Annotated in this window: 24 protein-coding genes and 1 pseudogene; 11 read left to right on the top strand and 14 right to left on the bottom strand. The window is 67.9% G+C overall.

Annotated features, from left to right (window positions below):
• Nucleotides 1-144: 144 nt before the first annotated feature.
• Nucleotides 145-693 carry a cytidylate kinase family protein gene (locus ACXC9Q_RS16145; protein WP_457057317.1) on the bottom strand — a complete coding sequence of 183 codons (549 nt, stop codon included), beginning with the start codon at nucleotides 691-693 and terminating at the stop codon, nucleotides 145-147.
• 145 nt (nucleotides 694-838) lie between these two features.
• Here ACXC9Q_RS16145 and ACXC9Q_RS16140 point away from each other — a divergent pair, with 145 nt between their 5' ends.
• Nucleotides 839-2266, top strand: coding sequence for an MFS transporter (locus ACXC9Q_RS16140; RefSeq protein WP_457057316.1), 1428 nt, complete (start codon nucleotides 839-841; stop codon nucleotides 2264-2266).
• Entirely contained in the window at nucleotides 2259-2888 is a 630-nt protein-coding gene (locus ACXC9Q_RS16135) for a TMEM175 family protein (RefSeq protein ID WP_457057315.1), read from the top strand. The genes ACXC9Q_RS16140 and ACXC9Q_RS16135 overlap by 8 nt, the downstream gene beginning before the upstream one ends.
• Before the next feature lie 11 nt (nucleotides 2889-2899).
• On the opposite strand, the gene ACXC9Q_RS16130 is transcribed toward ACXC9Q_RS16135, so the two are convergent.
• The 9 genes from ACXC9Q_RS16130 to ACXC9Q_RS16090 form a co-directional block, all read right to left on the bottom strand.
• On the bottom strand, nucleotides 2900-4471 hold the full coding sequence (locus ACXC9Q_RS16130; protein WP_457057314.1) for a carboxylesterase/lipase family protein: 1572 nt from the start codon (nucleotides 4469-4471) through the stop codon (nucleotides 2900-2902).
• 56 nt (nucleotides 4472-4527) lie between these two features.
• Entirely contained in the window at nucleotides 4528-5286 is a 759-nt protein-coding gene (gene cobF / locus ACXC9Q_RS16125; RefSeq protein ID WP_405068261.1) for a precorrin-6A synthase (deacetylating), read from the bottom strand.
• A 19-nt stretch (nucleotides 5287-5305) separates the two neighbouring features.
• Nucleotides 5306-5656, bottom strand: a complete 351-nt coding sequence (gene frdD / locus ACXC9Q_RS16120) for a fumarate reductase subunit FrdD (protein WP_457057313.1) — start codon at nucleotides 5654-5656, stop codon at nucleotides 5306-5308.
• Complete coding sequence (locus tag ACXC9Q_RS16115; RefSeq protein ID WP_457057312.1) at nucleotides 5653-6033, bottom strand: fumarate reductase subunit C; 381 nt, start codon at nucleotides 6031-6033, stop codon at nucleotides 5653-5655. The genes frdD and ACXC9Q_RS16115 overlap by 4 nt, the downstream gene beginning before the upstream one ends.
• Nucleotides 6030-6773 carry a succinate dehydrogenase/fumarate reductase iron-sulfur subunit gene (locus tag ACXC9Q_RS16110; protein WP_457057311.1) on the bottom strand — a complete coding sequence of 248 codons (744 nt, stop codon included), beginning with the start codon at nucleotides 6771-6773 and terminating at the stop codon, nucleotides 6030-6032. Before ACXC9Q_RS16110 ends, ACXC9Q_RS16115 begins: the two co-directional genes overlap by 4 nt.
• A gap of 2 nt (nucleotides 6774-6775) precedes the next feature.
• Nucleotides 6776-8518 carry a fumarate reductase (quinol) flavoprotein subunit gene (frdA, locus tag ACXC9Q_RS16105; protein WP_457057310.1) on the bottom strand — a complete coding sequence of 581 codons (1743 nt, stop codon included), beginning with the start codon at nucleotides 8516-8518 and terminating at the stop codon, nucleotides 6776-6778.
• A gap of 93 nt (nucleotides 8519-8611) precedes the next feature.
• Entirely contained in the window at nucleotides 8612-8845 is a 234-nt protein-coding gene (locus tag ACXC9Q_RS16100) for a hypothetical protein (protein ID WP_328519072.1), read from the bottom strand.
• Nucleotides 8846-8928: 83 nt separating this feature from the next.
• On the bottom strand, nucleotides 8929-10425 hold the full coding sequence (gene zwf / locus ACXC9Q_RS16095; RefSeq protein WP_457057309.1) for a glucose-6-phosphate dehydrogenase: 1497 nt from the start codon (nucleotides 10423-10425) through the stop codon (nucleotides 8929-8931).
• Nucleotides 10426-10496: 71 nt separating this feature from the next.
• A complete protein-coding gene (locus ACXC9Q_RS16090; RefSeq protein WP_457057308.1) occupies nucleotides 10497-10874 on the bottom strand; it encodes a VOC family protein in 378 nt (125 codons plus the stop codon).
• A 143-nt stretch (nucleotides 10875-11017) separates the two neighbouring features.
• On the opposite strand from ACXC9Q_RS16090, the gene ACXC9Q_RS16085 reads away from it, so the two are divergent.
• From ACXC9Q_RS16085 to ACXC9Q_RS16070, 4 genes are read left to right on the top strand one after another with little or no spacing between them, the layout of a single operon-like run.
• The gene (locus ACXC9Q_RS16085) at nucleotides 11018-11347 is read left to right on the top strand and encodes a YciI family protein (RefSeq protein WP_329480240.1); all 330 of its coding nucleotides are present in this window, start codon (nucleotides 11018-11020) and stop codon (nucleotides 11345-11347) included.
• Nucleotides 11344-12531, top strand: coding sequence for an RNA polymerase sigma factor (locus ACXC9Q_RS16080; protein WP_457057307.1), 1188 nt, complete (start codon nucleotides 11344-11346; stop codon nucleotides 12529-12531). Before ACXC9Q_RS16085 ends, ACXC9Q_RS16080 begins: the two co-directional genes overlap by 4 nt.
• An 18-nt stretch (nucleotides 12532-12549) precedes the next feature.
• Nucleotides 12550-13179, top strand: coding sequence for a maleylpyruvate isomerase family mycothiol-dependent enzyme (locus ACXC9Q_RS16075; RefSeq protein ID WP_457057306.1), 630 nt, complete (start codon nucleotides 12550-12552; stop codon nucleotides 13177-13179).
• Nucleotides 13176-13559 (top strand): VOC family protein, encoded by a 384-nt coding sequence (locus ACXC9Q_RS16070; RefSeq protein WP_457057305.1) that lies wholly within the window; start codon nucleotides 13176-13178, stop codon nucleotides 13557-13559. The genes ACXC9Q_RS16075 and ACXC9Q_RS16070 overlap by 4 nt, the downstream gene beginning before the upstream one ends.
• Here the strand turns inward: ACXC9Q_RS16070 and ACXC9Q_RS16065 are convergent.
• A complete protein-coding gene (locus ACXC9Q_RS16065) occupies nucleotides 13556-13762 on the bottom strand; it encodes a hypothetical protein (RefSeq protein WP_457057304.1) in 207 nt (68 codons plus the stop codon). The genes ACXC9Q_RS16070 and ACXC9Q_RS16065 overlap by 4 nt on opposite strands.
• Nucleotides 13763-13948: 186 nt before the next feature.
• Between ACXC9Q_RS16065 and ACXC9Q_RS16060 the strand changes: the two genes are divergently transcribed.
• The 3 genes from ACXC9Q_RS16060 (at nucleotide 13949) to ACXC9Q_RS16050 (ending at nucleotide 17730) form a co-directional block, all read left to right on the top strand.
• Nucleotides 13949-16555, top strand: a complete 2607-nt coding sequence (locus tag ACXC9Q_RS16060) for an ATP-binding protein (RefSeq protein WP_457057303.1) — start codon at nucleotides 13949-13951, stop codon at nucleotides 16553-16555.
• A 102-nt stretch (nucleotides 16556-16657) separates the two neighbouring features.
• Nucleotides 16658-16909 carry a DUF4242 domain-containing protein gene (locus tag ACXC9Q_RS16055; RefSeq protein WP_405068251.1) on the top strand — a complete coding sequence of 84 codons (252 nt, stop codon included), beginning with the start codon at nucleotides 16658-16660 and terminating at the stop codon, nucleotides 16907-16909.
• Between the two features lie 2 nt (nucleotides 16910-16911).
• On the top strand, nucleotides 16912-17730 hold the full coding sequence (locus ACXC9Q_RS16050; RefSeq protein WP_457057302.1) for an alpha/beta fold hydrolase: 819 nt from the start codon (nucleotides 16912-16914) through the stop codon (nucleotides 17728-17730).
• Here ACXC9Q_RS16050 and ACXC9Q_RS16045 read toward each other — a convergent pair.
• Nucleotides 17679-18616 (bottom strand): annotated as a pseudogene (locus tag ACXC9Q_RS16045) (aldo/keto reductase). The gene ACXC9Q_RS16050 and the pseudogene ACXC9Q_RS16045 overlap by 52 nt on opposite strands.
• A gap of 138 nt (nucleotides 18617-18754) precedes the next feature.
• Between ACXC9Q_RS16045 and ACXC9Q_RS16040 the strand changes: the two are divergent.
• Nucleotides 18755-19684, top strand: a complete 930-nt coding sequence (locus tag ACXC9Q_RS16040; RefSeq protein WP_457057301.1) for an AraC family transcriptional regulator N-terminal domain-containing protein — start codon at nucleotides 18755-18757, stop codon at nucleotides 19682-19684.
• Here the strand turns inward: ACXC9Q_RS16040 and ACXC9Q_RS16035 are convergent.
• Nucleotides 19677-23231 (bottom strand): PQQ-dependent sugar dehydrogenase, encoded by a 3555-nt coding sequence (locus ACXC9Q_RS16035; protein WP_457057300.1) that lies wholly within the window; start codon nucleotides 23229-23231, stop codon nucleotides 19677-19679. The two genes, ACXC9Q_RS16040 and ACXC9Q_RS16035, sit on opposite strands and share 8 nt — an antisense overlap.
• Before the next feature lie 164 nt (nucleotides 23232-23395).
• Nucleotides 23396-23797 (bottom strand): SHOCT domain-containing protein, encoded by a 402-nt coding sequence (locus tag ACXC9Q_RS16030; protein WP_457057299.1) that lies wholly within the window; start codon nucleotides 23795-23797, stop codon nucleotides 23396-23398.
• Nucleotides 23798-24167: 370 nt separating this feature from the next.
• Between ACXC9Q_RS16030 and ACXC9Q_RS16025 the strand changes: the two genes are divergently transcribed.
• Nucleotides 24168-24438, top strand: a 271-nt coding sequence (locus tag ACXC9Q_RS16025; protein WP_457057298.1) for a hypothetical protein, incomplete at its 3' end; no start/stop codon positions are given.

Here is a 24438-nt window from a genome sequence, read left to right as displayed (position 1 = left end):
ACGACTCGACGAAGGATCAGTGGGTTTCCCAGGTGGGCTGATGGGGGTTGTCGTTGTGGACGATGACGTGGGCGTGGTCGGTTGGGTGGACTGTGTCCGCGTAGAACTGTTGGGAGTGGATGTAGCGGCTGCGGTAGCGGCGTTCTACCTCGGTGGCGGATCTGGATGGGGTCTGGTCTGGTCTCGGCTCCGGGCGCGATCCAGGGTCCGCTCGAGGGTGGCGGACACGAAGATGCGCAGGTCCCAGCGGTCGATCAGTTCTGGGCGCAGGAGGAACACGCCGTCGAAGAGCAGCACGGCGTCGGCGGGTGCTGTCACGAGTGGCTCGGACAGTGCGGTGTCCGTCACCTTGTCGTACACCGCCCGTTGGAACCTTCGGTCTCCGCCCGGGCCTAGCGGATCGAGCAGCAGCCGGTGCAGCGCGTCGAAGTCGAAGCTGTCGTGATAGCAGCCTTCGGGAGAGTCCTCGCCGCGCCGATAGCGTTGTGATCGGGGCGTCAGAAAGTCTTCGATCGTCGCGCGGATGACGTCGCGGCCCTGCGCGCGCAGGACGACGGCGAGCTCGTCGGCCAGCGTGGTCTTGCCGACGGCGGGGGATCCGTCGATGGCGACCCGCGTCGGGTGGGAGGCCGGGACGGATTCGACCGCCTCGGCCAGGCGGCCGAGCAGCTCGCCGCGGGTGCCGTTCTCCATGCCCTGCCGCCGATCCCTGCGTCGTGAAATGTTGCGTCGAGCTCACCCTCTGACGATCCGGGCGTTGATCCGATAGAAGATCGTCTAGTACAGGACTATCTGTTATGGTCGTTCTTGTCAGATCAGTACGACAAGGAGACAACCGATGTCGGTAGATGTTCTGGGTTCTTCGAGCACGAGTGGCAGGGCTGCGCCGGGGCGCGTGAAGTCGCTGGTCGTGCTGTGCGTGATGCAGTTGATGATCATCTTGGACGGGACCGTGGTGACGGTCGCGTTGCCAACGATTCAAGGGGATCTGGGGTTCTCACAGGCGGGGCTGGCCTGGGTGATGAACTCGTACTTGATCGCCTTCGCGGGACTGCTTCTGCTGGCCGGGCGGATCGGGGATCTGATCGGCAGCAAGCGGGTGTTCGTGGCCGGGCTCGGGCTGTTCACCGCGGCCTCGCTGCTGTGTGGACTGGCCGGCAGTTCGGAGGTGCTGATTGGCGGGCGGTTCCTGCAGGGTGTCGGTGGTGCGCTGGCCTCAGCGGTGATCCTGGGCATGATCGTCAACCTGTACCCGGGTCCGGGTGAGCAGGCGCGGGCGATGGGGGTCTATAGCTTCACGTCCGCGAGCGGCGCGTCGATCGGACTGATCTTCGGCGGGGTGATCACGCAGACCGTCGGCTGGCACTGGGCGTTTCTGATCAACGTGCCGATCGGACTGACCGCGCTGGCGTTTGCGTCGCGATTCCTCACCCAGGAGAAGGGCCTCGGCCTCGGCAAGGGCGCTGACGTGCTGGGCGCCGTACTGGTCACCGCAGGTCTGTCCCTGGGCGTCTACACGATCGTCCAGACCGCCGAGGCGCACGCGACGCTCCTGCGCACGCTGATCCTCGCAGCGGTCTCGCTCCTCCTGCTGGCGGCGTTCGTACTGCGTCAGGCCCGCATCGCGAACCCACTGCTGTCCCTGCACATCTTCCGCAAGCGTCAGTTGACCGTGGCAAACGTCATCGTCGTGCTGCTGTTCGCAGCCGGCTTCGGCTTTCAGTTCACGACTGCGCTCTACGTGCAGCGAGTCCTCGGCTATGACTCGCTCACAACCGGATTGGCCTTCCTGCCCGCGCCGATCATGAACGCCGTGATGTCCCTGTCCATCGCACCCCGTCTGACCGTCCGCTTCGGTCCGCGCACCATGCTCAGAGCAGGCCTGGCCGCCTTCCTCGTGGCGCTGCTCTGGATCAGCCAGGCACCAGTGGACGGTTCGTACGTCGTCAACGTCGCTCCCGTACTCGCGGTGATGGGCGCGGGGATCGGACTGGCCATCCCGGCCGCGATCATGCTGGCCATGTCCGGTGCGGACGCCAAGGACGCCGGACTCGCCTCAGGCCTGAACAACACCGCACAGCAGGCCGGTGCGGCCGTCGGGACCGCCGTACTGGCGACACTGGCCGCTTCCACGACGACGAACCGGCTGGCTGACGGTGCAAGCGACGTGCTGGCGCTGCGGGACGGCTACAGCGTCGCCTGGATCACAGCGGCCGCGTTCGTCCTGGCAGCCCTGCTACTCGCTACTGTTGTCGGCCGTGAGTAAGACGAGGGATCCTGACCGGCTGGTTCTGTTCACCGATGCGGTCGTCGCGATCGCGATCACGCTGCTGATTCTGCCGCTGGTGGACGTGGTCACCGAGGCCAAGAGCCACGGGGTCGACGCGGTCGGCGTGATCACCGAGAACAAGGCGCAGATCTACTCGTTCCTGCTGAGCTTCGTGGTGATCTCGAGCTTCTGGCTCGGCCACCACCGGGTGTTCGAGCACGTCAAGGCCTACACCCCGGCCATCATGCGGCTGAACCTCCTGTGGCTGCTCACGATCGTGGTGCTGCCGTTCCCGACCCAGATCGTCGGCGTCTACGACAGCGACCAGTTCACCGCCGGCCTCTACACCGGCACCATCCTCCTGCTCAGCATCTGCCAGTCCGGGCTCACCTGGATGGTCCGCGGGCATCAGGAGCTCGAGGACCCGGACAACCCGGTCAGCAGCCGGGAGCTCGCCGGCTCCCTGGTGATGACCGGGTTGACCCTGGTCGCCTTCCTCCTGGCGGCCTTCGTGCCCGGAGTGCACTTCTATGCGTTGCTCCTGCTACTCCTGTCGCCGATCGCGCTGCGCGTCTGGGCTCGGCGGCCGCAGCCTGACCGGGGCGGTGGGGCGGGGTAGCAAGGACAGCGTCAGCTGAGTCCCGCCCAGAAGGCGCAGTGGTGTTCGGTGCTGAGGTTGACCGGCTGGACGCCGCCCTGGTCCGTCGGAGCCAGTGACAGGCCGTTGATGGTCTGACTGCTGGTCGGCGACCAGTGCGGCCGGTCCGGTCCGTTCGGGTTGCCGGTCCGGGCGAACGCCGTCCAGTAGTCGATCATCTGGTTCGACAGCCGTTGCTGCGTCTCCGGCATCGGGAAGTCATAGCCACCAAGCCGGAACAGATATGGCAGTTCCATGGCGTGCGCGGCGCCCAACCCAGGTTGGGCGATCGGCGAGTGCTTGTCCGCGAACTCGTACGCGTACACAGGCTCCTTGCGAGCGGCCTGCTGGTCGGTGGTGACCTGCGTGCACGACCAGATCCGATCCGTGGTCACCGCGCCCCACGCTGCCGCCGGCGACTCGTACCGGTCGAGTGGGTACTGCCGCAGGACCTTCGGAGTCTGCTGGGCGCCCACCATGTTGGTCACCAGTTGCGGGTAGTCCTTGATGTCCCCGAACGCGGCCGTCCATCCGTTCGCCTCGTCGTGGTTGTTGCCGGAGATGATCGGGACGCGGTGGAACAGGCCGGCCTTCATGGCCGTTGCAGGACTCAGTGGCACCGCGGCGGTGCCGCCGTACCCGACCTGGGTGAAGTTGAGTGTGTCGTCGACCAGTACGTCGGACTTCACCGCGCGGAGGCAGTCGAGCATGGACTGGCCGGGCTTGCAGGCCAGCTTGGCCTTGTTGCCGTCGGCCCATTCCTTGCCGTTCGCCTGGACCCGGCTGACCGGGATCCAGGGGGAGTCCGCGGCCTGACCCGGGTACTGGCTGTTGTCGGCCCAGTTGAAGGCACAGGAACCGCTCTGCATGATCGCCTTCGCGAACAGCCCGGCGGAGGTCGGTGAGGTCAGCTGTGCGCAAACACTCATGCCGCCGGCGGACTCACCGGCCACGGTGACGTTGCGCGGGTCGCCACCGAAGGCCCGGGCGTTGCGTTGCACCCAGCGCAGGGCTGCCTGCTGGTCCTGGATGCCGTAGGTGCCGGAGCCAGGCAGGCCCGGGTAGCCGAAGAACCCGAAGATGCCGAGGCGGTAGTTGACCGTCACCACGACCACATCGCCCCGGGCGGCGAACTTGGACGCCTCATAGCTGTTGCCGGCGCCGGTGAAGAACCCGCCACCGGGAATCCACACCACGACGCCCCGCGGCTTCGGCGACGAGGCTGCCGGCGTAGTGACGTTCAGATACAGGCAGTCCTCGGCCGTGGCGCCGTCCGGTGCCTCGGAGTTGGGCTGCTGCGGACAAGGATTGCCGAGCGCCGACTCCCGCACGCCGTCCCACGGCCTCACCGGCTGCGGTGCCTTCCACCGCAACGCGCCCACCGGGGGAGCGGCGTACGGAATCCCGTCGAAGACCCGCGCGTCCCCGACCGCCTTGCTCGCCACCAGCCCGGCATCAGTTCGTACGACGTCCTGTTGCGCGGCCGTACTCGGCTCCGCGGAACCCATCAAGAGCCCGGCCGGGGCGACAGCCGCGGCCAGCATCACCAAGAGTTTCTTTGTCATGCCGGAAGCGTCGCCGTGATCACGCCTCCTCCGCTTCGGCCCGAAGGCCAACCCACCTACACCTTTGGTCTACGTCGCAACAGATACGTGTCCATGATCCAGCCCTTACGTTCGCGCGCCTCGGCGCGGACCTTCTCGATCTCGGCGGCGACCTCGCGGAGTGGGCCGGAGATGAGGATCTCGTCGGGGGTGCCGAGGTAGGCGCCCCAGTAGATGTCGGCGTCCTGGTCGAGGTGCTCGGTGAACGCGGTCTGCGCGTCGAGCATCACGACCACATCGTCCACGTCGTCCGGCCACGCCTTCGCGAGCCGCCGGCCGGTGGTGATCTGGATCGGGCGGCCGACCTGGTTCAGGCCGACCCGGTGCCGGGCGGCCAGCGTCGAGACGCTGCTGATCCCCGGGATCACCTCGACCTCGAAGGCCAGTTCGCCTCGCGCCAGGATGTCGTCCAGGATCGCCAGCGTGCTGTCGTACAGCGATGGGTCACCCCAGACCAGGAACGCGCCGACCTGATCCTCGCCGAGCTCCGACGCGATCAGTTCCGCACATACGTCGGCCCGGCGGCGACGCCAGTCGTCGACGGCTTCGACGTACGCGCTGGTGGTCCGATCCCGCTCCGGGTCCCGGCCGACGACCACGCGATGGTCCTGGGCGTACCGCCGCAAGATCTCCGACCGCAGGTCGACCAGCTCCTGCTTGACCTCACCCTTGTCCAGCACGAAGAACACGTCGACCCGTTTCAGCGCCGACACGGCCTGCATCGTCACCTGCTCGGGATCACCTGCCCCGACGCCGATCACCACGATCTCCCGCATGGGCGCAGCCTATGACACCTCAGACGGACACCAGCAGCGCGGCGGCGATGACGGATCCGACCACAGCACCGCCGTAGCACAGGATCACGATCGGTACGGCGTGCCGCTTCAGCTGCAGGCCGTCGTACAGGGTGTAGCGGAAGCGGTGAGCCCAGTGGAACAGGGCCAGCGCGCACACGCCGAACAGCACCAGTCGGGTCAACGGATTCCGCAGTACGGCGAACAGGTGCGCATGCGTCGGCGGTGTCAGCCAGTCGAGCGGGAACGCGATGCCGAACAGGAACAGCAGCACCGGGATCATCAGCGCGGCGACCATGCCGCCGGAGCTGAACAGCATCCAGAGGAACGGCTCGGGGGAGCGGCGGTTCATCGGAGCACCACCCAGGCGACGATCGCCGACAGCACCACCCAGGCGAGGTAGTGCGCGGCAACGATCTGCCGGGCCGGCAGCCGGCCCCCACGCACCTTGACGACCATCGCCCTGGGCGCCAGGGCGAACCACGTCACCACGTGCAGCAGCACGAAGAGCATGGCGAGCACGTTGATCGCGACCACCCACCAGTGTCCGCTCCGCTCCAGGAACCGCTGGTACGACGCGTCGCCGTCACTCACCGCGTTGACCAGTAGCAGCAGATACACCACGGACCATGCGATGAAGACACTGCTCAGCTCGCGCAGAACGAAGAGCAGATACGAGCGGCGCTCCAGCCACCAGAACAGGTGGACCGGCCGCTGATAGACGCTCATCGCCGGCGCCGCGGCATCAGCAGGTCCTTGATCGCCTGGGTCGCCGCTGTCAGTTTGTACCGCTGGATCGCGCCCGCCGGATCCACGCCCTTCGGACACACCGCACTGCACTCACCGACGAAGGTGCAGGCCCAGATGCCCTCCGGTGACGTCAGTACGGCGCTCCGCTCGTCGGCACCCTCGTCCCGCGAGTCGAGGTTGTACCGCTGGGCGAGCGCGATCGCCGCCGGCCCGAGGAAGTCCTGGTCGAGGCTGTAGACCGGGCAGGCCGAGTAGCACAGCATGCAGTTGATGCACATGCTGTACTGCTGGTACTCGTCCAGCTCCTCCGGCGTCTGCAGATACTCGCCCTGCTCGACCGGGCTCTGCACGTCCCGGATCACCCACGGCTTGACGGTCGGGAGCTTGTCCATGAAGTCGCCGATGTCGACCACGAGATCGCGGATCACCGGGAAGTTGTTCAGCGGCTCGACCCGGATCGGACCGGGTGCGTAGTCGGTGAGGAACGTCGCACAACTGAGCTGGGGCTCGCCGTTGACCGTCATGCCGCAGCTGCCGCAGATGCCCATCCGGCACGACCACCGGAACGACAGCGTCCCGTCCAGGTGGTCCTTGACGTAGGCGAGCCCGTCGAGGATCGCCCAGTGCTCGCGCAGCGGCACCTGGTAGGACTGCATCACCGGTTCGGTGTCTTCCCCCGGCCGGTAGCGCGCGACCTTGAGGGTGATCTCGTCTGCCATCACTATCTCCCGTACACCCGTTCTCCCGGTGGCCACCGTGTGATGGTCACCGGGAGATACGTGACCCGGCGGGTCCCGTCCGGTTGGCGCCGTACCAGCGAGTGCGCCAGGAACTGTTCGTCGTCGCGGGCCGGGAAGTCGGTGCGCTGGTGGGCACCGCGCGACTCCTCCCGGCGCGCTGCGCAAGCGATGATGCTCTGGGCAACATCGAGCATGAAGCCGAGCTCGAGCAGTGCGACCAGCTCGGTGTTGAAGTTCTTGCTGTGGTCATCTATCGCCGCATGCTCGTAGCGCAGCTGCAGCTCCTCCAGCCGGTGCGCCGCCTTGGCCAGCGAGTCGCCGTCCCGGTAGATGCCGGCCCCGTTCTCCATCGTGGTCTGCATCTCGGTTCGGATGTCCGCGATCCGCTCGTGGCCCTCCGCGTGCCGGGCCAGCTCCTCGGTGAGCCTGCGCTCCTCGTCGCGGCCCTGCGCCTCGACAGCCTTGGGTACGGCGTTGCGGTAGCGGCCGGCGAACACCGCGGCGGCCCGGCCGGCCCGATTGCCGAACACCAGACACTCCGGCAGCGAGTTCGACCCCAGTCGATTGGCGCCGTTGATGCTGACGCAGGCGACCTCGCCGGCGGCGTACAGACCCTCGAGTGACGTCGCGCCCCGGATGTCGGTGTGGATCCCGCCCATCATGTAGTGCACCACCGGACGCACCGGGACCAGCGAGGTCACCGGGTCGATGTTCTGGTACTTCGAGCACAGCTCGCGGACGAACGGCAGCTTGGCGTCGATCAGCTTCGCGCCTAGGTGCCGCAGGTCCAGATTCACCACCGGCCCGTACGGCGTGTCGATCGTGCGGCCCTTCTCCTGTTCGTGCACGAACGCCTGCGACAACCGGTCGCGCGGTCCGAGCTCCATGCTGCGCAACACCGGGGTCGGGGACGGCGTACCGAGGTCGTAGTCCTGCAGGTAGCGATAGCCGTCCTTGTTGAGCAGCCAGCCGCCTTCGGCCCGCGCCGCCTCGGTGATGAGGATGCCGGTGAACGGCAGGCCGGTCGGGTGGTACTGGACGAACTCCATGTCCTTCAGCGCCGCGCCGGCCCGGTAGGCGAGGGCCATCCCGTCGCCGGTCTTGATGTTCGCGTTGGTGGTGAACGGGTAGACGCGTCCGCAGCCGCCGGTGCACACGATCACCGTGCTCGCGGTGATGGTCTCGATCCGCCCGGTCGCCAGTTCGATCGCGACGACGCCGTACGCGCGGCCGTCGTCGACCAGGATCTTCGTGACGTACCACTCGTCGTACCGGACGATGTCGGAGTACGAGAGCGCGGTCTGGAACAGCGTGTGCAGCAGGTGGAACCCGGTCCGGTCGGCCGCGAACCAGGTCCGCCTCTTCTTCATGCCGCCGAACGCCCGGACAGCGATCCGGCCGTCCGGCTGACGGCTCCACGGGCAACCCCAGTGCTCCAGCCGGAGCAGTTCGCGGGGCGCCTCGGCGACGAACGCCTCGACCGCGTCCTGGTCACACAGCCAGTCGCTGCCGGACACCGTGTCGTAGGCGTGTTCGTCGAGGCTGTCGTCGTCGGCGGCAACGGCCGCGGCGCCGCCCTCGGCCGACACCGTGTGGCTGCGCATCGGATAGACCTTCGACACGACCGCCACCCGCAGCGCCGGATTGGTCTCGGCCACCGCAATGGCCGCACGAAGCCCCGCGCCGCCGCCCCCGATAACGACCACGTCATGAAACGTGCTCATCCACGTCCTCGCTTCGCTCCGGGCGCGGATGAGACACGAGATGCACCGTGCTGATTGATGAACTCGCTGCGCTCGTTCATGGGCCTACCCCAGTCAGGCCTCATGGTCGCCGCTGTGCTCGTCCAGCAGGATCTTGCCGTCGTGGCGCACGGTGCGGATCCGGACACTGCCGTCATGGAACTCGTGCCGAATCCGCCGGCACCCACAGGCGTAGCTCACGTCGTCGAACCGGAAGCCCTCGAAGTCGTCCTCCTGGCTCCGGTCCGCATCCCCCACCCGCCCGCAGGGCGCCTGCTCCGCCGTCAGATGCGTTTTCGTCCCTGTCATTCGCCAACCCCCTGAGCGCTCGAGGCGTTTGTGACTCACATCACACCTCGATAGTGCGCCAAGGTCCGGGCGGCGGCAATGGCTTACTGCTTGGCTTCGCGCCACTCGCGTTCGAAGGGCAGGCGCCAGGCGCGCGGGGCGATCAGTTGGTGGATCGCGTTCGGGCCCCAGGTGCCGGGCGCGTAGGGCTTGACCGGAGGCGGGTCGTCCAGCAGGATCGCGGACCGGTCCCACAGCGATTCGATGCCCTCGGCGGTGGTGAACAGGGTGTGGTCGCCGCGCATCGCGTCCAGGATCAGCCGCTCGTACGCCTCCAGTACGTCGCCCGCGCTCCCGGTCTCCTGGGTCGAGAACTGCATCGACAGTTTCTCCAGCCGCATGCCCGGCCCGGGCCGCTTGCCGTAGAACGACAGCGACACCCGGGACGAGTCGGCCAGGTCGAAGGTCAGGTGGTCCGGACCCTCCGAGCCGACCCCGGAACCGGACGGGAACATCGTCTTCGGCGCCTCCTTGAAGGCGATCGAGATGATCCGCATGCCCTCGGCCATCCGCTTGCCGGTGCGCAGGTAGAACGGCACCTCGGCCCAGCGCCAGTTGTCGATCTCGACCTTCAGCGCGATGAACGTCTCGGTGTCGGAGTCCGGCGCGACCCCGTCCTCGTTGCGGTAGCCGGAGTACTGGCCGCGGACCACATCGGTGGGCTGGATCGGCAGCATCGACCGGAAGACCTTGTTCTTCTCCTCCGAGATCGCCCGCGGCTCGAGGGCGGTCGGCGGCTCCATCGCGACGAAGGACATCACCTGCATCAGGTGGGTGACGACCATGTCCTTGAACGCGCCGGTCGGCTCGTAGAACGTGGCCCGCTGGTCCAGCCCGAGTTCCTCCGGGATGTCGATCTGCACGTGGTCGATGAAGTTGCGGTTCCAGATCGGCTCGAACAACCCGTTGGCGAACCGGAACGCGAGGATGTTCAGCGCGGCTTCCTTGCCGAGGAAGTGGTCGATCCGGAAGATCTGCGACTCGTCGAAGGTCTCGTGCACGAAGTCGTTCAGCTTGATCGCGCTGTCCAGGTCGTCGCCGAACGGCTTCTCCATCACCACCCGGGCCCGATCGACCAGGTCCGCGTCGCGCAGCATCACGATCACCGCCTGCGCGGCCTTCGGGGGCACCGACAGGTAGTGCAGCCGGCAGGCGTCCGGCCCGAGCTTCTCCTCCGCCGCCTTGACGGCCGCGGCCAGCGCCTCCGGCCCGGCCGCGACCGGCACGTACTCGAGCCGGTCGGCGAACTGCGCCCACTCCTCGTCGGACATCTTGTGCGTGCCGAACCGCTCGACCGCCTCCCGCGCCCGGGCCCGGAACTCGTCGCAGGTGAGCTCCTCGGTCGCCGTACCGATGATCCGTACGTCGGGCGCGAACTTGGACTGCTGCAGATACGCCAGCCCCGGCAGCAACTTGCGCTTGGCGAGGTCGCCGGTGGCGCCGAACAGCACGATCACGTGCGGCGCGAGCGGCTCTTGATCCCGTCGCGACGGCCGCGACCCGGGCGCCGGGTACGCGATGGTCTGGGTACGGTCAGGCATTCAATCCTCCCGAGGACACCACCGGAGCCAACACACTTCGCAGTGTAGGTGGCCCCGGTGACGCTCAGACGTCAGGCGGATTGCCAGAGTCCCAGGATGTTTCCCTCCGGGTCCTCGAAGTACGCGGCGAAGCCCATGTCGCCGACCGGGAGCTTCTCGCCGACCTGCTTGCCGCCGAGGCTCTCGACGGTCTTCAGCGCCGCATCGAGGTCGTCCACGTCGATGGTGAGCATCGGCCCGCGGAGCGCCTCGGTGCGCTCGAACATGCCGCCGTTGATGAAGCCGGGCTCGGACGGCATCGACTGCTCGTCCACCGGTCCGGTCGACGCCATCGTGTAGTTCATCTCCGGCATCTCCATCAGGTTCCAGCCGAACGCCTCCCGGTAGAACGCCCGGGCCCGGTCGCCGTCGCTGTACGGAACCTCGAAATGCACCACTCGCCCTGCCATCGCACACCCTCCCTGGTGATCAGTTCGTTTCGACGCTAGACCCGCTCCGGCGTCGCTTCCAGACCTCGACGATTACCGTGGAGGTGTCTGTTTCCGGCGCGCCTGTTCGTCGGTGGGGTAAAGGCAGTGTCTGGAGGAGGACCGTGAAGTACCTGCTGATGATCTGTGGTGACGAGTCGCACGCGAACGACGGCTGCGGCGGCTGGTCGGAGGAGATGGAGCGCCGCGGCGTGGTCGAGGGTGGGGCCGGACTGCGGCCGCCGACCGAGGCGACGACGGTCCGGGTGCGCGACGACGAGCTGCTGCTCACCGACGGGCCGTTCGCCGAGACCAAGGAGCAGATCGGCGGTTTCGTGCTGATCAACTGCGCCGACCTGGACGAGGCGATCGAGATCGCCGCCAAGCACCCGGCGGCCGGCTACGGCACGATCGAGATCCGTCCGGTGTTCGAGCCGCCGCCAGGAGTCGTGTGACGTTCGAGGAGGTCTACCGGCAGGAGTGGGGCCAGGTGGTCGCCACCCTGATCCGCGTGACCGGGAACTGGGAGCTGGCCGAGGAGTGCGCCCAGGAGGCGTTCGCCGCGGCCCTGGAGCGGTGGCCGCGGGACGGCGTACCGGACAAGCCCGGGGCCTGGCTGACCACCACCGCACGCAACCGTGCGATCGACTGGCTGCGTCGTGAGGCTGTCGGCGCCGCCAAGCTCCAGGAGGTGGCCGCGATGACGTCTGAGCCCGACCCGCGGTACGACGTACCGGACGACCGGCTGCGCCTCATGTTCACCTGCTGCCATCCGGCGCTGGCGATGGAGGCCCGGGTGGCGCTCACGCTGCGGACGCTGGCCGGACTGAGTACGGCGGAGATCGCGCGGGCGTTCCTGGTCCCGGGGACCACCATGTCGAAGCGGCTGACCAGGGCCAAGCAGAAGATCCAGCACGCCGGGATCCCGTACCGCGTCCCGCCGGCACACCTCCTGCCGGAGCGGACACCCGCCGTACTGGCTGTGCTTTATCTGCTGTTCAACGAGGGCTATTCAGATGTCGTGCGCACCAGTCTGAGCGGTGAGGCGATCAGACTGGCCAGACTGCTCGTGCAGCTCATGCCGGACGAGCCTGAGGCCGCCGGACTGCTCGCACTCATGCTGCTGCATGACGCGCGACGCGACACCCGCCTGACCGCGGACGGCGTACTGGTGACCCTGGAGGACCAGGACCGCACTCGCTGGGACCACGCCGTGATCACCGAGGCCGAGAGCTTGCTGGACAGCACTCTCCGGCGCGGCGCACCCGGGCCTTATCAAGTGCAAGCAGCCATAGCGGCTTGTCACGCGACAGCTCGTACGGCGGAGGACACGGACTGGCCGCAGATCGCCGGACTGTACGGACGGCTCAAGCAGACTCCGGTGATCGCGCTCAACCGCGCGGTCGCGATCGGCATGGCGGACGGACCGGCCATGGGACTGCGACTGGTGGAGGACCTGGCTGCTGGACCGCTCGCCGGCTACCACCTGCTGCCCGCGACCCGCGCCGACTTCCTCCGCCGTCTCGGCCGCTTCCCGGAGGCGGCCACGGCGTACCAGGAGGCCCTCGGTCTGGCCGCGACCGATGCGGAACGCCGGTATCTGCAGAAAAGGTTGCGGCAGGTGTCTGTCGGCGCCTGATTCGTTCGTCGGTGGAGTATGACGGATATCAGAGTGGCCGTGGCGGGGGAGCGGGCCGATCTCGCCAACGTGCTGGCCGGGTTGGCGGACGACGACTGGGACAAGGCGACGCTGTGCGCGGGCTGGCGGGTCCGCGAGCTCGTTGCTCACATCACCATGCCCTATCGGCTGTCCACACCACGTTTCCTGCTGGGGTTGGCCAAAGCTCGAGGCAACTTCGATCGGTTCGCCGATCGCCAGGCTCGCCGCGACGGTCGTGAGCTCTCGGCCGCTGAGCTGCTGGATTGTCTGCGGCAGAACATCGACCACCCCTGGAAGCCGCCGGGTGGCGGCTACCAGGGTGCGTTGTCGCACGACGTGATCCACGGCCTCGACGTGACTGTTGCCCTCGGCATCGATAGGCAGGTGCCCGCGGACCGGATGCGCCTCATCCTCGACGACATGAACCCACGGCAGCTCAAGTACTTCGGCGTCGACCTCACCGGCGTCCGGCTCAAAGCCACCAACCTCGATTGGACCTACGGCACCGGCGAACCACTCACCGGCACCGCCCAGGACCTCCTTCTGGTCCTCTGCGCCCGCACCCTTCCGCCCAACCACCTGTCCGGCCCCGCCGCCGACCGCTTCACCGCTGGAGTGACCCGATGATCATCAGCCTCCCGATCGAGGACCGTCCGCGCTCGTACGCCTTCTACCAGGAGGCTTTCGGCTTCAAGCCAGTCGGTGAGCTTGCGGACGACGGCATACCGGAGCCCTTGCAGTTCGCCTTGACCGACGACGTGCGGCTCATGCTGATCCCGACCGGCGGCTTCGGCTGGGTGCTCGGCGACCAGCCGGCGGCACCGGCCGGCACCAGCGAGTGCATCCTCAGCGTCCACGCCGACAGCGAGTCCGCCGTCGACGCCCTCGCCGCCAAGGCGGTGGCTGCCGGTGCCGAACTGGTCACGGCGCCGATCCGCAAACCCTGGGCCTACTTCGCCACCTTCACCGACCCCGACGGCCACCTCTGGATGGTTGAAACCGCCTAGACCGGTCGGCCCCGCGGATCGGCCGGCTGGAGGCCGCCCACAGCCGATCGCCGGAATCGTCTTGCCCGCAGTGCGTCGATCCGTCGACTGAGCCAGGACTGCCGACCGGTCCGCGCCGCGCGGACGAGACGATGGTGCTCTGCTTGGCGGAGCAGGTCGTCCTGCCGGGCTTCGGCCATCGCCTTGCCGAGGTAGGGATGCATGATGAGTTCCTCCGTATCCGAGAGGAGCGACAACCGCTCCTCCGACGAGCGTCAAACAGACGGAGGGACTCTCGAATCGGCGTCCGGCGCCCATCTCGGCGACTGATCCACCTACGTTCCGCGCCGTGCTACCCATTCCGGTGGCGGGTGTTTACGGTGAGCCTGAACCGGTCCCACACTGGGCTCATGGGTTTGCTCGAGCGCGACAGCGCTCTCGAGGCGTTGACGCAGTACGCAGCACAAGCCCGTGCCGGCGACGGGCGAGTAGTTCTCATCTCGGGCGAGGCCGGCGCCGGTAAGTCCGCCTTGCTGGAACAGCTGCAACGAGAGCTCGTCGATGTCTGCTGGGTCGGCGGCACGTGCGACGGCCTGTTCACGCCCCGGCCACTCGGCCCGTTGTTCGAGATCGCCGAGCAGCTGGGGGGTGAACTGCTAGACGCGTGCCGCAGCGATACGGGGCGCGACGAGCTGTTCACTGTGCTGTTACGCCGCCTGTCGGCCCCAGGTCCGCCGGTCGTGGTCTCGATCGAGGATCTGCACTGGGCCGACGAATCCACGCTTGACCTCGTCCGGTTCCTCGGCCGCCGGATTCGTACGACGCGGTCGCTGCTGCTCGTCACCTTCCGTGATGATGCGCTCGGGTCGGACGAGGCGCTGCGCATCGCCCTGGGCGGACTGGCCGGCGAACGAGCGATGCGTCGGGTGACCGTTCCCGCGCTGTCGGCGGACGCGGTCGCGGTCCTTGCCGCCGGTAGCGGACTCGCGGCCGACGACGTGTACCGGCTGAGTGGCGGGAACGCGTTCTTCGTCCATGAGATCGTGCGGTCCGCAAGCGAGCTGCCCGCTTCCGCGCGCGATGCCGTGCTCGCTCGCGTCGCGCGGCTGAGCGGTTCGGCGCGAGCTGTGCTCGACATCGCGGCCGTCGCCGGCCTCCACGTCGATCTGGGCCTACTCGAGTCGTTGGGCACGGCAGTTCGCGATCTCGACGAGCTCGTCGAGGCCGGCGCGCTGGTCAGCGATTCGGGATCGCTGCGGTTCCGCCACGAGATCAACCGGCGTGCTGTGGCGAGCGAGATACCCGTGCATCGCAAGGCTGCGATCCACGCCCAGCTCCTCGCGGCGTTGCAGCGCTCCGGCGGCACCGACGAGGCGGTGCTGGCCTGTCACGCCGACGGTGCCGGAGACCAGGCTGCGGTCCTGCGCTATGCACCGGTCGCCGGGCGGCGGGCAGCCGATCTCGGCGCACACCGCGAGGCCGTCGAGCACTTCGAGGCCGCAGTGCGCTTCGCCGGCCAGGTCACGCCGCGAACGGCTGCCGACCTGTATTCCCGGCTCGCGACCGAGGCGTCGGTGATCGAACGCTGGCAGCTGGCTCTCGACGCCGGCCAGCGAGCGCTGGAGCTCTGGACCGAGGTGGCCGATCCGCTCCGTTTGAGCGATGCGATGCGTTCGCTGTCCTCGACGATGTGGCGCCTCTGCCGGGGTCGGGAGTCGATGGAGCTTGCCGTCGCGGCCGTCGACGTCGTCCGCGACGGCGGCGCGACCCCGGAGCTGGCCCGCGCCTACGCACAGCTGGCGCAGCTGCGGAGTCACCACGGCGAGGTCGAGGCTGCGTCGTTCCTACTGCGCCGCGCGGGCGACTTGGGCGACGCGCTCGACCTCCCGGATGTGCGTAGCGACGTCGCGAACACCCGAGCCATCGTCGCGTGGACTTCCGGTGAAGAGTGGATGCCCCTGCTGCGCCGCGCGCTGGATATCGCCCTGGACACAGGAGCTCACGAGCAGACGGCGCGTGCCTACGCGAACCTGTGTACTGCGCTGTGCGACTTCGGCCGGCTCGCGGAAGCCGAGTCGTATTACGCCCGGGGCGCGGCCTTGTGCGACGAGACCGGCATGACCCGGTTCGGGATCTGTCTGCGCGCCACCTGGGGCGAGATTCTGCTGGGTGTGGGCCGGTGGGACGAGGCGGTCGACGTGTGCCGGCAGGTTCTCGCGAGCGGCGCTTCGCGGTTCAACCGGCTCTCCGCCGCGACCGTGATCGGCCGGATCCATGCCCGGCGGGGCGACGGCGATCCGTGGCCCTACCTGGACGAAGCGGTGACCAGCGCCGACGCGACGGAGCGCCCGGACCTCATCGCGCTGACTCGATCCGCACGGGCGGAGGCGCACTGGCTGGCCGGGAATCTCGACAGTGCGCTGCATGACGTCACCGTCGGGAGTCTCCACATCGAGCGGACCCACGAATGGCTCCAGGGCCAGATCGCGACCTGGCAGACGCGTCTCGGTGTCGCCGTGACGCCGTCGCCGACCAGGCTCCCGGAGCCGCACGCCCGGTCGGTGAGCGGGGACTTCGATCGTGCGGCCGAACTCTGGGACGGTATCGGCAGTCCGTTCGACGCCGCGCTCGCCCTGCTCGACTCCGGTTCGGAGCCGGGGATGCGGGAGGCATTGCGCCGCTTCGACACCGTCGGCGCGGACGCGGCCGCGCGGCTGACGCGCCGGCGGATGCGCCGGCTCGGCCTGCGCGCGATCCCTTCCGGTGCGCATCCATCGACCCGCTCCGACGCGGCCGGCATGACCCGCCGCGAGCGCGAGGTGATGACGTTGGTCGCGGCCGGGCAGTCGAACGCGACCATCTCCGCGCAACTGGTGATCTCACCACGGACCGTCGAGCACCACGTGGCCGCGATCCTCGCCAAGCTCGGAGTCGCATCGCGAACGCTCGTTGCAGCCGAAGCTCGCCGCCGTGGCCTGCTGGAGGCACCCGACCGGCCGGGCGCAGCAACAAACTAGGTCGCTACGCGCGGAACCTGGGTGCTCACTACGGATCACCTGAACGACCTCGCCGGCATAGGTTCGCTGCGAAATGACCAAGCGACCGAAAGAGTGTGAATCATGCCGCTGTACATGGACATCCACAACTTCACCGACGGCGTCTCGGCAGAAGACGTCGCCAAGGCGCACGCCGCCGACCTGCAGACCGAAGCCGGCTACGAGGTGCGGTATCTGCGGTACTGGGTGAACGAACGGCACGGCAAGGTGTTCTGCCTCGTCGAAGCCCCGTCCGCAGAGGCGGCGTCGACGGTACATCGCGAAGCGCACGGTCTCGTCGCCGACGAGATCTTCCAGGTTCAGGAAGGCGTCTGACGATGGCCGGACTTGCTTTTCACCGAACCGGAACCGGACCGCCGCTGGTGCTGTTGCACGGCATTGGGTGTTCGCACCGAGTGTGGTCTCCGGTCGTCGCCGCACTTGCCGAGCACTTCGACGTCATCGCCGTCGATCTTCCTGGCTTCGGGGACTCGCCGCCGCTGGCAGCGGGGGTGGAACCACATCCGGCCGCGCTGGCGGATGCGGTCGCCACCTTTCTCGACGGTCTGGGCGTCGTTGCGCCCATTGTCGCCGGGAACTCGCTCGGCGGGTGGGTCGCCCTTGAGTTGGCCGACGTCAGACCGACCGCCTCACTCGTGCTGATCTCGCCTGCGGGCCTCTGGCCGGGGAGTACGCCGCTGTACAACCAGCTCAGCCTGCGGGGTACGAGGTGGCTCGCACGGACCTGGGTCAAGCCGCTGTCGCGGTTGGTGAACCACAGGTTCGGACGTGCGCTCGTGCTGGGCCAGATCGTTGGCCGGCCGTCCCAGATCAGCCCTGACCTGGCCCGCGCGATGGTGTGGGACATGGCGACGAGTCCCGGCTTCGACGCGACCCTCGACGCCACCCGCGATCGGCACTACCTGGCCGAGCCGGGGTTGGAGGTGCCGATCACGGTTGCCTTCGGCTCGCGGGATCTCCTGCTGAGGCGGCGGTCGCGCCACCTCGAGCAACTCCCGCCCGGCGTTCGATTCGAGACGCTGGCCGGCGGCGGCCACGTGCCGATGAGCGACGACCCGCACGCCGTCGCCGCCCTGATGACGGCTCAGCGGCGCCGGAGAGCGGCGGATTCGATCGCCGGCGGGGTGGCGTCGTAGTTGTCGGCCGGGTCCAGTTCGGTGCCGGGTGCAACGATCTCGTCGATCCGGTCGAGGATGTCGCCGGACAGCTCGATCTCCGCGGCAGGCAGCAGGCTGTCGAGTTGCTCCTGCGTCCGCGGACCGATCAGCACCGACGTCACCGCTGGATGCGCCCGGACGAACGCCGTGGCCAGTGCGGCAACGGCAGCCCGGCCTCGTCGGCGAGCGCGGTCAGCTTCGCCACCGCGGCGGCCTTCGCCTGACCGGTCGGGGTGGAAGGGTCGTAGTGGGACGGCCGGGTCGACGCTCGGTGCGACGACGCCTGGTTCGCCCGGCCGGACAGCCAGCCGCTGTTGAGCGGGCTGAACGTGAGTACGCCGAGGTCGTACCGCTGGGCCACCGGGAACACGGACGCCTCCGGCCGGCGGGTCAGGATCGAGTACATGGTCTGCTCGGTCAGGAACCGGTGCGTACCGCGCCGCTCCGCGGTCCACTGCGCCTCGACGATCGTCTCCGCAGGGAACATCGACGAACCGAACGCCCGGATCTTCCCGGCCTGCACCAGATCGGACAGAGCCGACAATGTCTCGGCGGGATCGGTGTCGTGGTCCGGGCGGTGCAGTTGGTACAGATCGAGGTGGTCGGTGCCGAGCCGGCGCAGACTGTTCTCGACCGAACGCATGATCCAGCGGCGGGAGGCGCCGCGCTGATTCGGGTCCTCACCCATCGGCAGGCCGAACTTGCTGGCCAGTACGACGTCGTCGCGCCGGCCGCGGATCGCCGTACCGACGATCTCCTCGGACTCACCGGCCGAGTAGACGTCGGCCGTATCGATCAGGTTGATGCCGGCGTCGAGGGCGCGATGGATGATCCGGACCGAGTCCTCATGGTCCTGATTGCCCATCGCGCCGAACATCATCGCGCCGAGGGCGACGTCGCTGACCGAGATACCGGTCGCGCCGAGAATTCTGCGGTGCACGGGGTGGTGCCTTTCTCGAGATTGCTGGTACCTCTCGATCAGAGCACCGCGGGACCCCGGATCGTGAGCACGTTGCTGGCACCGGCTTGCGCGATCCTGCCGACTTGGTTCACTGGAGGAGTGGACCTGCTCGACGAACTCCGGACGCTCATCCTTCGGCACGCGGCCGGGCAGCGTGGGCACAGCGTGCCCCTGATCGACGGGGTACAGGTCAGCCGGCGCGACGAACCCAACGGGCCGACCGCCGGAATGGCCAAGCCGTCGGTTGCGATCGTCGTATCCGGCGTCAAGCAGACCCTGCTCAACGGTGTCCCGTACGAATACCGCGCCGGGCAGTTCCTCGTCACGTCACTGGACCTTCCGGTCATCGGCCAGGCGCTGAAGGCGAGCCCGGACGAGCCGTTCGCCGTGGTCAGCCTGCGGCTCGACCCGCTGGAGATCGCGCCTCTGCTGCTCGAGACGCCGCCCCGGCCCCCGCAGTACGGCGGTCTGGTGGTGAGTGACGCGACACCCGAGTTGCTCGAACCCGTCGTACGGCTGTTGCGCATCGCTGACCGTCCGGACGACGTACGGGTGCTGGCGCCGGGGATCCGGCAGGAGATCCTGTGGCGCCTGCTGATCGGTGAGCAGGGTGCTCTGGTCCGCCAGATCGGTCTGGCCGACGGCATGCTGGCTCACATCTCGCAGGCGATCCGCTGGATCCGCCGGCATTACAGCGAACCGATTCTCGTCGCCGAGCTGGCCGACCTGGCCGGCATGAGTCAGTCGACCTTCCACCGCCACTTCCGCGCGGCGACCTCGATGACCCCGATCCAGTTCCAGAAGCAGATCCGCCTCCAGGAGGCCAAAGTCCTGTTGCGCACCCAGGCCGGCACCGCGGCCGACGTCGGCTTCCGCGTCGGTTACACCAGCGCGGCGCACTTCACCCGCGAGTACCACAAGGCCTTCGGCCGAACCCCAGGCGAAGATCGAACAAGTTTCAGCGCTAGTTGACTCCTGTTGCCAGGTCGGTCTGGATCTCGGTGGCGGTGAGTGCGCGGTTGTAGACGCGGATGTCGTCGAGCAGTCCGCGCCAGCGTTCGCCGCCACAGCTGCTACAGGCCGACTGGCCGAACACCAGGGCCTGGGTGTTGGGCACCGGTGCCGTGGTCTCGTTGGCGGTGCGGATAGCCGTCCCATTCAGGTACAGGGTGTAGGTATTGGCCGCGTCGTTGAACACGGCGGCGAGGTGCGACCACTGGTTCAGCGGAATCGTCGGAGTGGTGCTGACGTACTCGCGGCAACCGCCGTTGCTGAAGCCGCTGGCGATCTTGTTGCCCGTGGTCTGCAGCCAGTAGCCGCAGCCGCCGGTGACCTCCTTGATCAGGATCGTCTCGTAGTTGCTCAGCGCCGTCGGGTTGACCCAGGCCTCCAGGGTGTAGCTGGAGTTCAGGCTGATCGATGCCGAATGCGGCACGGTCACGTTGCCCGACGACCCGTTGAACGACAGGGCAGCGCCGTACTTGCCGGCCGTGGTCCAGGTGGCGCCGGCGCCCGACAACGTGCCGTTGTTTCCGCTGCCCGACGAGTCGTGCACGCTCGTCCCGGAGCCTTCGTTGAATCCCCACGCACCCACCAGTCCGGTCGGCAACGGCGTCGCGGTGAACGTCGCCGTGTAGCTCTGCGCAGTCGCCGGCACCGTGATGGTGTGCTGCTGCCCGCCGCCGTCGGACCAGGACCCGAACGTGTACGACGTGCCGCCCGCGATCTGGTTACGTGCCTCGATCGTGTGGTTGTACCCGACCAGCGTGTCGTAGACGAACGGCGTCGTCTTGGCGATCCCGTCGAGATAGAGCTGGCGGCCGCTCGGCACGGTGTCGAACGTCAGATTGACCTTCTGCGGGTAGACGATGACCGACTGCGTCGAGGTCAGGCCGGTCGAGTCGCGGACGGTCAGCTGGATGCGGTACCGCGTGTTGCCGCTGAAGTCGTGGCCCGTCGACGGGATGACGAAACTGCCGCTCTTCACCCCGGTGATCGGCGTACCGGGGTGGACGTGGCCGTCGTGCAGGAAGTCGATGTTCCAGGTGAACGCACTGGCGGGGAGCGGACCGTCATCGGGATCGATGCCGTCACCGCTGTACGTGATGACGTCGCCGGCCACGAACTGCGCGCCGTCGGTAGGCGCCAGGATGGTTGCCGTCGGGACGCTGCCCGCGCTGATGGTGATCGGTGTCGAGATGGAGTTGTTCACCCCGTCGGAGACGGTCAGCCGAGCTTGATAGGCGCCGGCCGTGACGTAGGTGTGCACCGGGTTGGCCGCGGTGGAGGTGGCGCCGTCACCGAAGGTCCAGGAGTACGTCAGCGGCTGGCCCTCGGGGTCGGACGAGCCGGCACTCGAGAACGTGACGTCCAGCGGTGCCGGCCCGGAGGCCGGAGCGGCCGTGGCGGTCACGACCGGCGCCTGGTTGGACTGGACGTACTTGATCCGGCGGATCTTGCTCACGCCGAACATTCCGCTCTCGTCGGAGTAGCCGAGATCCGCGTAGTACAGCGCACCGTCGGGTCCCTCGGCCAGGTAGACGATGTCGCCGTACGGCCCGTCCACGGAGCCGTCCGGCGGCTCGAAGTTGAAGCTGCCGGTGACGGCACCGCTCGCGTCGAGGGTGACGCCACGGATCCAGTTCTGGGCGTAGTCGGCATAGAAGTACGCGCCGCGGTACGCCGGTGGGAACACGGTGCCGTGATAGACGAAGCCGCCGGTGACTGCCGCGTCGCGGCCCGAGTGCGGATACCAGATCAACGGGCTGGTGCACGGGGCCGCACAAGGGCCTTCGGTGCTGGGCCAGCCGTAGTCGGCTCCGCGGACACCGAGCTCGACCTCCTCCTTCGACGTCGACGTGTCGTTGCCGCCGACATCGCCGATGAAGTACCGGCCGGTCGGTGCGTCGTAGTACGCCCGGAACGGGTTGCGCAGACCGCGCGCCCAGATCGTGTCGACGTTCGGGCCGGCGCCGTCGTAGAAGGGGTTGTCGGTCGGCGCCGTACCGTCGGGGTTGATCCGGTGGACCTTGCCGCGCGGGCTGGTGAGCAGCGGCGCGGCCGAGGGAACGAAATGCTCACCGGTGGTGAACAGCAGCTTCCCGTCGTTGGCGAAGTTCAGCGAGCCGCCGTGGTGCTCGGCGTTCGCGTTCTGCGGATCCTCGTACAGCACGAACTCGCTGCCGGCGACGGTGCCGTCCAGCGTCGCGTTCGCGGTGAAGCGCGAGACGCGGTCGTGGTTGGGCGTGCCCAGTGTGTAGAACACGTAGTAGTAGTGGTTCGTTGCGAATCCGGGGTCGAGCACGAGGTCGTAGATGCCTTGCTGTACGCCGGCCGAGCCGATGTTCGTGATCTGCAGGAACAGCGTCGGGCTCGGCTGCGTGTACGGCGGAGGCAGGACCTTGATCCGGCCTTGCAACTCGGCCACCAGCATGCGGCCGTCCGGCAGGAACTCGAACGTGGTCGGCAGGTCGAAACCGGTCGCCAGGACCTCGTTCTGGAAGTAGTTGGTGTTGGTGACATTGACGTTGACCAGTGCCGCCGTCATCGCGTTGCCGGCGGCGTCGCGGGCCCGGGCGGACAGCGTGTGGGCGCCGTTGGGGACAGTGCGACTGTCCCACGTCAGCGCGTACGGCGCTGTGGTGTCCTCGGGACCGTTGGCACTCCCGTCGACCAGGAACTGCACTGCCACGACTCCCACGTTGTCGGCGGCGTCCGCGCCGACCACGACGATGTCGTTGACGGTGGCATTGTTCGCGGGTGCGGTGATCGCGACCGTCGGGGGAGTGGTGTCGGCTGGAGTCGAGTCAGCCTTGAACGCCACCATGTGCATGGCCCAGGCGGTGCTGTTCTGGGTCGCGGTGGCGCTGTAGGGGCCGGCGGTGGTGACCAGTCTGTCCTCGGTCCGGTTGCCGAAGTTGCTGCGCCGGGTGGTGAAGCCGGTTCCTCCGGCAGTCACGGTGCCCAGGGACGCGCCGGCTCCGAAGATCAGGTCGTTGGCGTTGGTCGTGGTCGCCGTACCGCTGTTCATCCCGCTCGCGGTGCCGACGGCTGCGGCGGCGACGTCCAGCGGGTTCGTCTTGTCGAGGCCGGAGTACTCGTGGATGTAGAGGTCGCCGAACGACGTGATCGCGGTGCCGAAGGTCGCGCGCACCGTGTTGGTGCCGGCGGCAACGTTCTTCGCGTAGAACACCTGCGAGCTCCAGGCGTTGCCGTTCCACCTCGTCACCGGCGCGGCAGCGGCGTACGCGTTGCCCAGGGTGTCGGTCACCGTGACCGCGGAACTGTTGCTCCACACCACGTAAACGACGATCAGGTTGCCGCCCACGTTGTTGTTGGTGAACTTGAGGCTGTCCAACGTGCCGGTGGTGATCTCCTTGCCCCGGCTCTGCACATGCACCGGCGTAGCCGCCTGTGCCGGTGCCGTCACCGCGACCAACCCCACCGCAGCCAGCGCACCCGCCAGCACAACAGCCGTAGCCCGGCCGAACCGACGCCCCCGCACATGGCGAAGCCCCATCGCCCCCACCCCCCTGCGTTCGGTGCACGCGGCCCCCCGGGTGCCCCGCTGTGAGTGTCCGCCCATTCCGACACTCACGGCAAGGCCACCCGGCAGTGGGGGCCGCGTTGCTACCAACCGCAACCAGAGGGGATGTCGCGGTGATCAGGCACCACCCGCCCGGGTCAGCCGCTCGCGAGAGCCTTGGCCTTTCCGGCCTCGAACTCAGCGTCCGAGATCACACCCTTTTCCTTCAGGTCCGCGAGCCGGCTGATCTCATCGGCAGCGCTGGTCGAGGACCCCGCCACGCCCTTGATGTACTCACGGGTGGCCGCGTCCTGGGCCTGAGCGTCCCGGTAGGCGCGATCGTGCATCTTCCCGCCACGTGCGATCAGGTAGATGAACACACCGAGGTAGGGAAGGATCACGACGAAGATCGTCCACAACGCCTTTCCCCAGCCGGACAGGTCGGAGCTGCGGAAGATGTCGGTGAAGACGATGATCAGCAGCCAGAACCAGATGATCCACAGGAAGAACCAGAGAAGTGACAGGAACACGTCACCATTTCCGAAGTCAAGCGCGATCATTTCGTCGCCCCCCGTCCGTGAAGTGCCGCACCCGGGCACCGGCGGAGCCCGATTGGTGCGTGGTTCTCAGTTGTCATGAGAATCCCTCTGTAGGTGGGATGTTTACGGGACGATGTTCACAGCCGTCGGCGTCCCCGGCATCCCCTGCGGTGGGTGAGATCGAGAGGACGAACGCGATGAACCCGCTGCCAGATAGGCACTCAGCGTCACCGTCGAGTCAAGATCTGTGACCACTGAGCCGGACGCCTGTGGGCTGCGGACCAACGGTGCGGGGCGAAATCACCTAGGGGAGGGGATGACGGCGCAACGGGGCGATGTGACGGTGGCCGTAGGTGGCCGGGCGGCCACAACCTGAACAGGGGGCACCACCATGGCAGATCGCAACTACACGCTGTTCGTCGCCGCGTACGACGACGAAGCCTCCGCGCAAGCGGACTTCACGACCATCAAGGGGCTGGACGACACCGTCGTCATGGCCGCGGTGGTCCTCTCCCGTGACTCCTCGGGCCAGGTCGAGGTCAAGGAACACGGCGGCGGCTACGTCGCCGCCGGTACCACCCTGGGCGCGGTCGGAGGGCTCGTGGTCGGATTGTTCGCCCCGCCCCTGTTGCTTGCCGGTGTGGTCGGCGCCGGGATCGGGG

The organism is Kribbella sp. CWNU-51, from assembly GCF_054073265.1.
The sequence above is the reverse complement of the archived record's forward strand: the minus strand, read 5'-3'. Positions and strand labels throughout refer to the sequence as shown.

Excerpts from the sequence above, each read along its gene's own strand:
- ACXC9Q_RS16115 (WP_457057312.1), bottom strand. The coding sequence starts at position 6,033 with ATGAGCGTCTATCAGCGGCCGGTCCACCTGTTCTGGTGGCTGGAGCGC.
- ACXC9Q_RS16130 (WP_457057314.1), bottom strand. The coding sequence starts at position 4,471 with ATGACAAAGAAACTCTTGGTGATGCTGGCCGCGGCTGTCGCCCCGGCC.
- ACXC9Q_RS16110 (WP_457057311.1), bottom strand. The coding sequence starts at position 6,773 with ATGGCAGACGAGATCACCCTCAAGGTCGCGCGCTACCGGCCGGGGGAA.
- cobF (WP_405068261.1), bottom strand. The coding sequence starts at position 5,286 with ATGCGGGAGATCGTGGTGATCGGCGTCGGGGCAGGTGATCCCGAGCAG.
- ACXC9Q_RS16145 (WP_457057317.1), bottom strand. The coding sequence starts at position 693 with ATGGAGAACGGCACCCGCGGCGAGCTGCTCGGCCGCCTGGCCGAGGCG.
- ACXC9Q_RS16075 (WP_457057306.1), top strand. The coding sequence starts at position 12,550 with ATGACGGATATCAGAGTGGCCGTGGCGGGGGAGCGGGCCGATCTCGCC.
- ACXC9Q_RS16070 (WP_457057305.1), top strand. The coding sequence starts at position 13,176 with ATGATCATCAGCCTCCCGATCGAGGACCGTCCGCGCTCGTACGCCTTC.
- ACXC9Q_RS16050 (WP_457057302.1), top strand. The coding sequence starts at position 16,912 with ATGGCCGGACTTGCTTTTCACCGAACCGGAACCGGACCGCCGCTGGTG.
- ACXC9Q_RS16090 (WP_457057308.1), bottom strand. The coding sequence starts at position 10,874 with ATGGCAGGGCGAGTGGTGCATTTCGAGGTTCCGTACAGCGACGGCGAC.
- ACXC9Q_RS16060 (WP_457057303.1), top strand. The coding sequence starts at position 13,949 with ATGGGTTTGCTCGAGCGCGACAGCGCTCTCGAGGCGTTGACGCAGTAC.
- zwf (WP_457057309.1), bottom strand. The coding sequence starts at position 10,425 with ATGCCTGACCGTACCCAGACCATCGCGTACCCGGCGCCCGGGTCGCGG.
- ACXC9Q_RS16035 (WP_457057300.1), bottom strand. The coding sequence starts at position 23,231 with ATGGGGCTTCGCCATGTGCGGGGGCGTCGGTTCGGCCGGGCTACGGCT.
- ACXC9Q_RS16030 (WP_457057299.1), bottom strand. The coding sequence starts at position 23,797 with ATGATCGCGCTTGACTTCGGAAATGGTGACGTGTTCCTGTCACTTCTC.
- ACXC9Q_RS16140 (WP_457057316.1), top strand. The coding sequence starts at position 839 with ATGTCGGTAGATGTTCTGGGTTCTTCGAGCACGAGTGGCAGGGCTGCG.
- frdD (WP_457057313.1), bottom strand. The coding sequence starts at position 5,656 with ATGAACCGCCGCTCCCCCGAGCCGTTCCTCTGGATGCTGTTCAGCTCC.
- ACXC9Q_RS16055 (WP_405068251.1), top strand. The coding sequence starts at position 16,658 with ATGCCGCTGTACATGGACATCCACAACTTCACCGACGGCGTCTCGGCA.
- ACXC9Q_RS16100 (WP_328519072.1), bottom strand. The coding sequence starts at position 8,845 with ATGACAGGGACGAAAACGCATCTGACGGCGGAGCAGGCGCCCTGCGGG.
- ACXC9Q_RS16065 (WP_457057304.1), bottom strand. The coding sequence starts at position 13,762 with ATGCATCCCTACCTCGGCAAGGCGATGGCCGAAGCCCGGCAGGACGAC.
- frdA (WP_457057310.1), bottom strand. The coding sequence starts at position 8,518 with ATGAGCACGTTTCATGACGTGGTCGTTATCGGGGGCGGCGGCGCGGGG.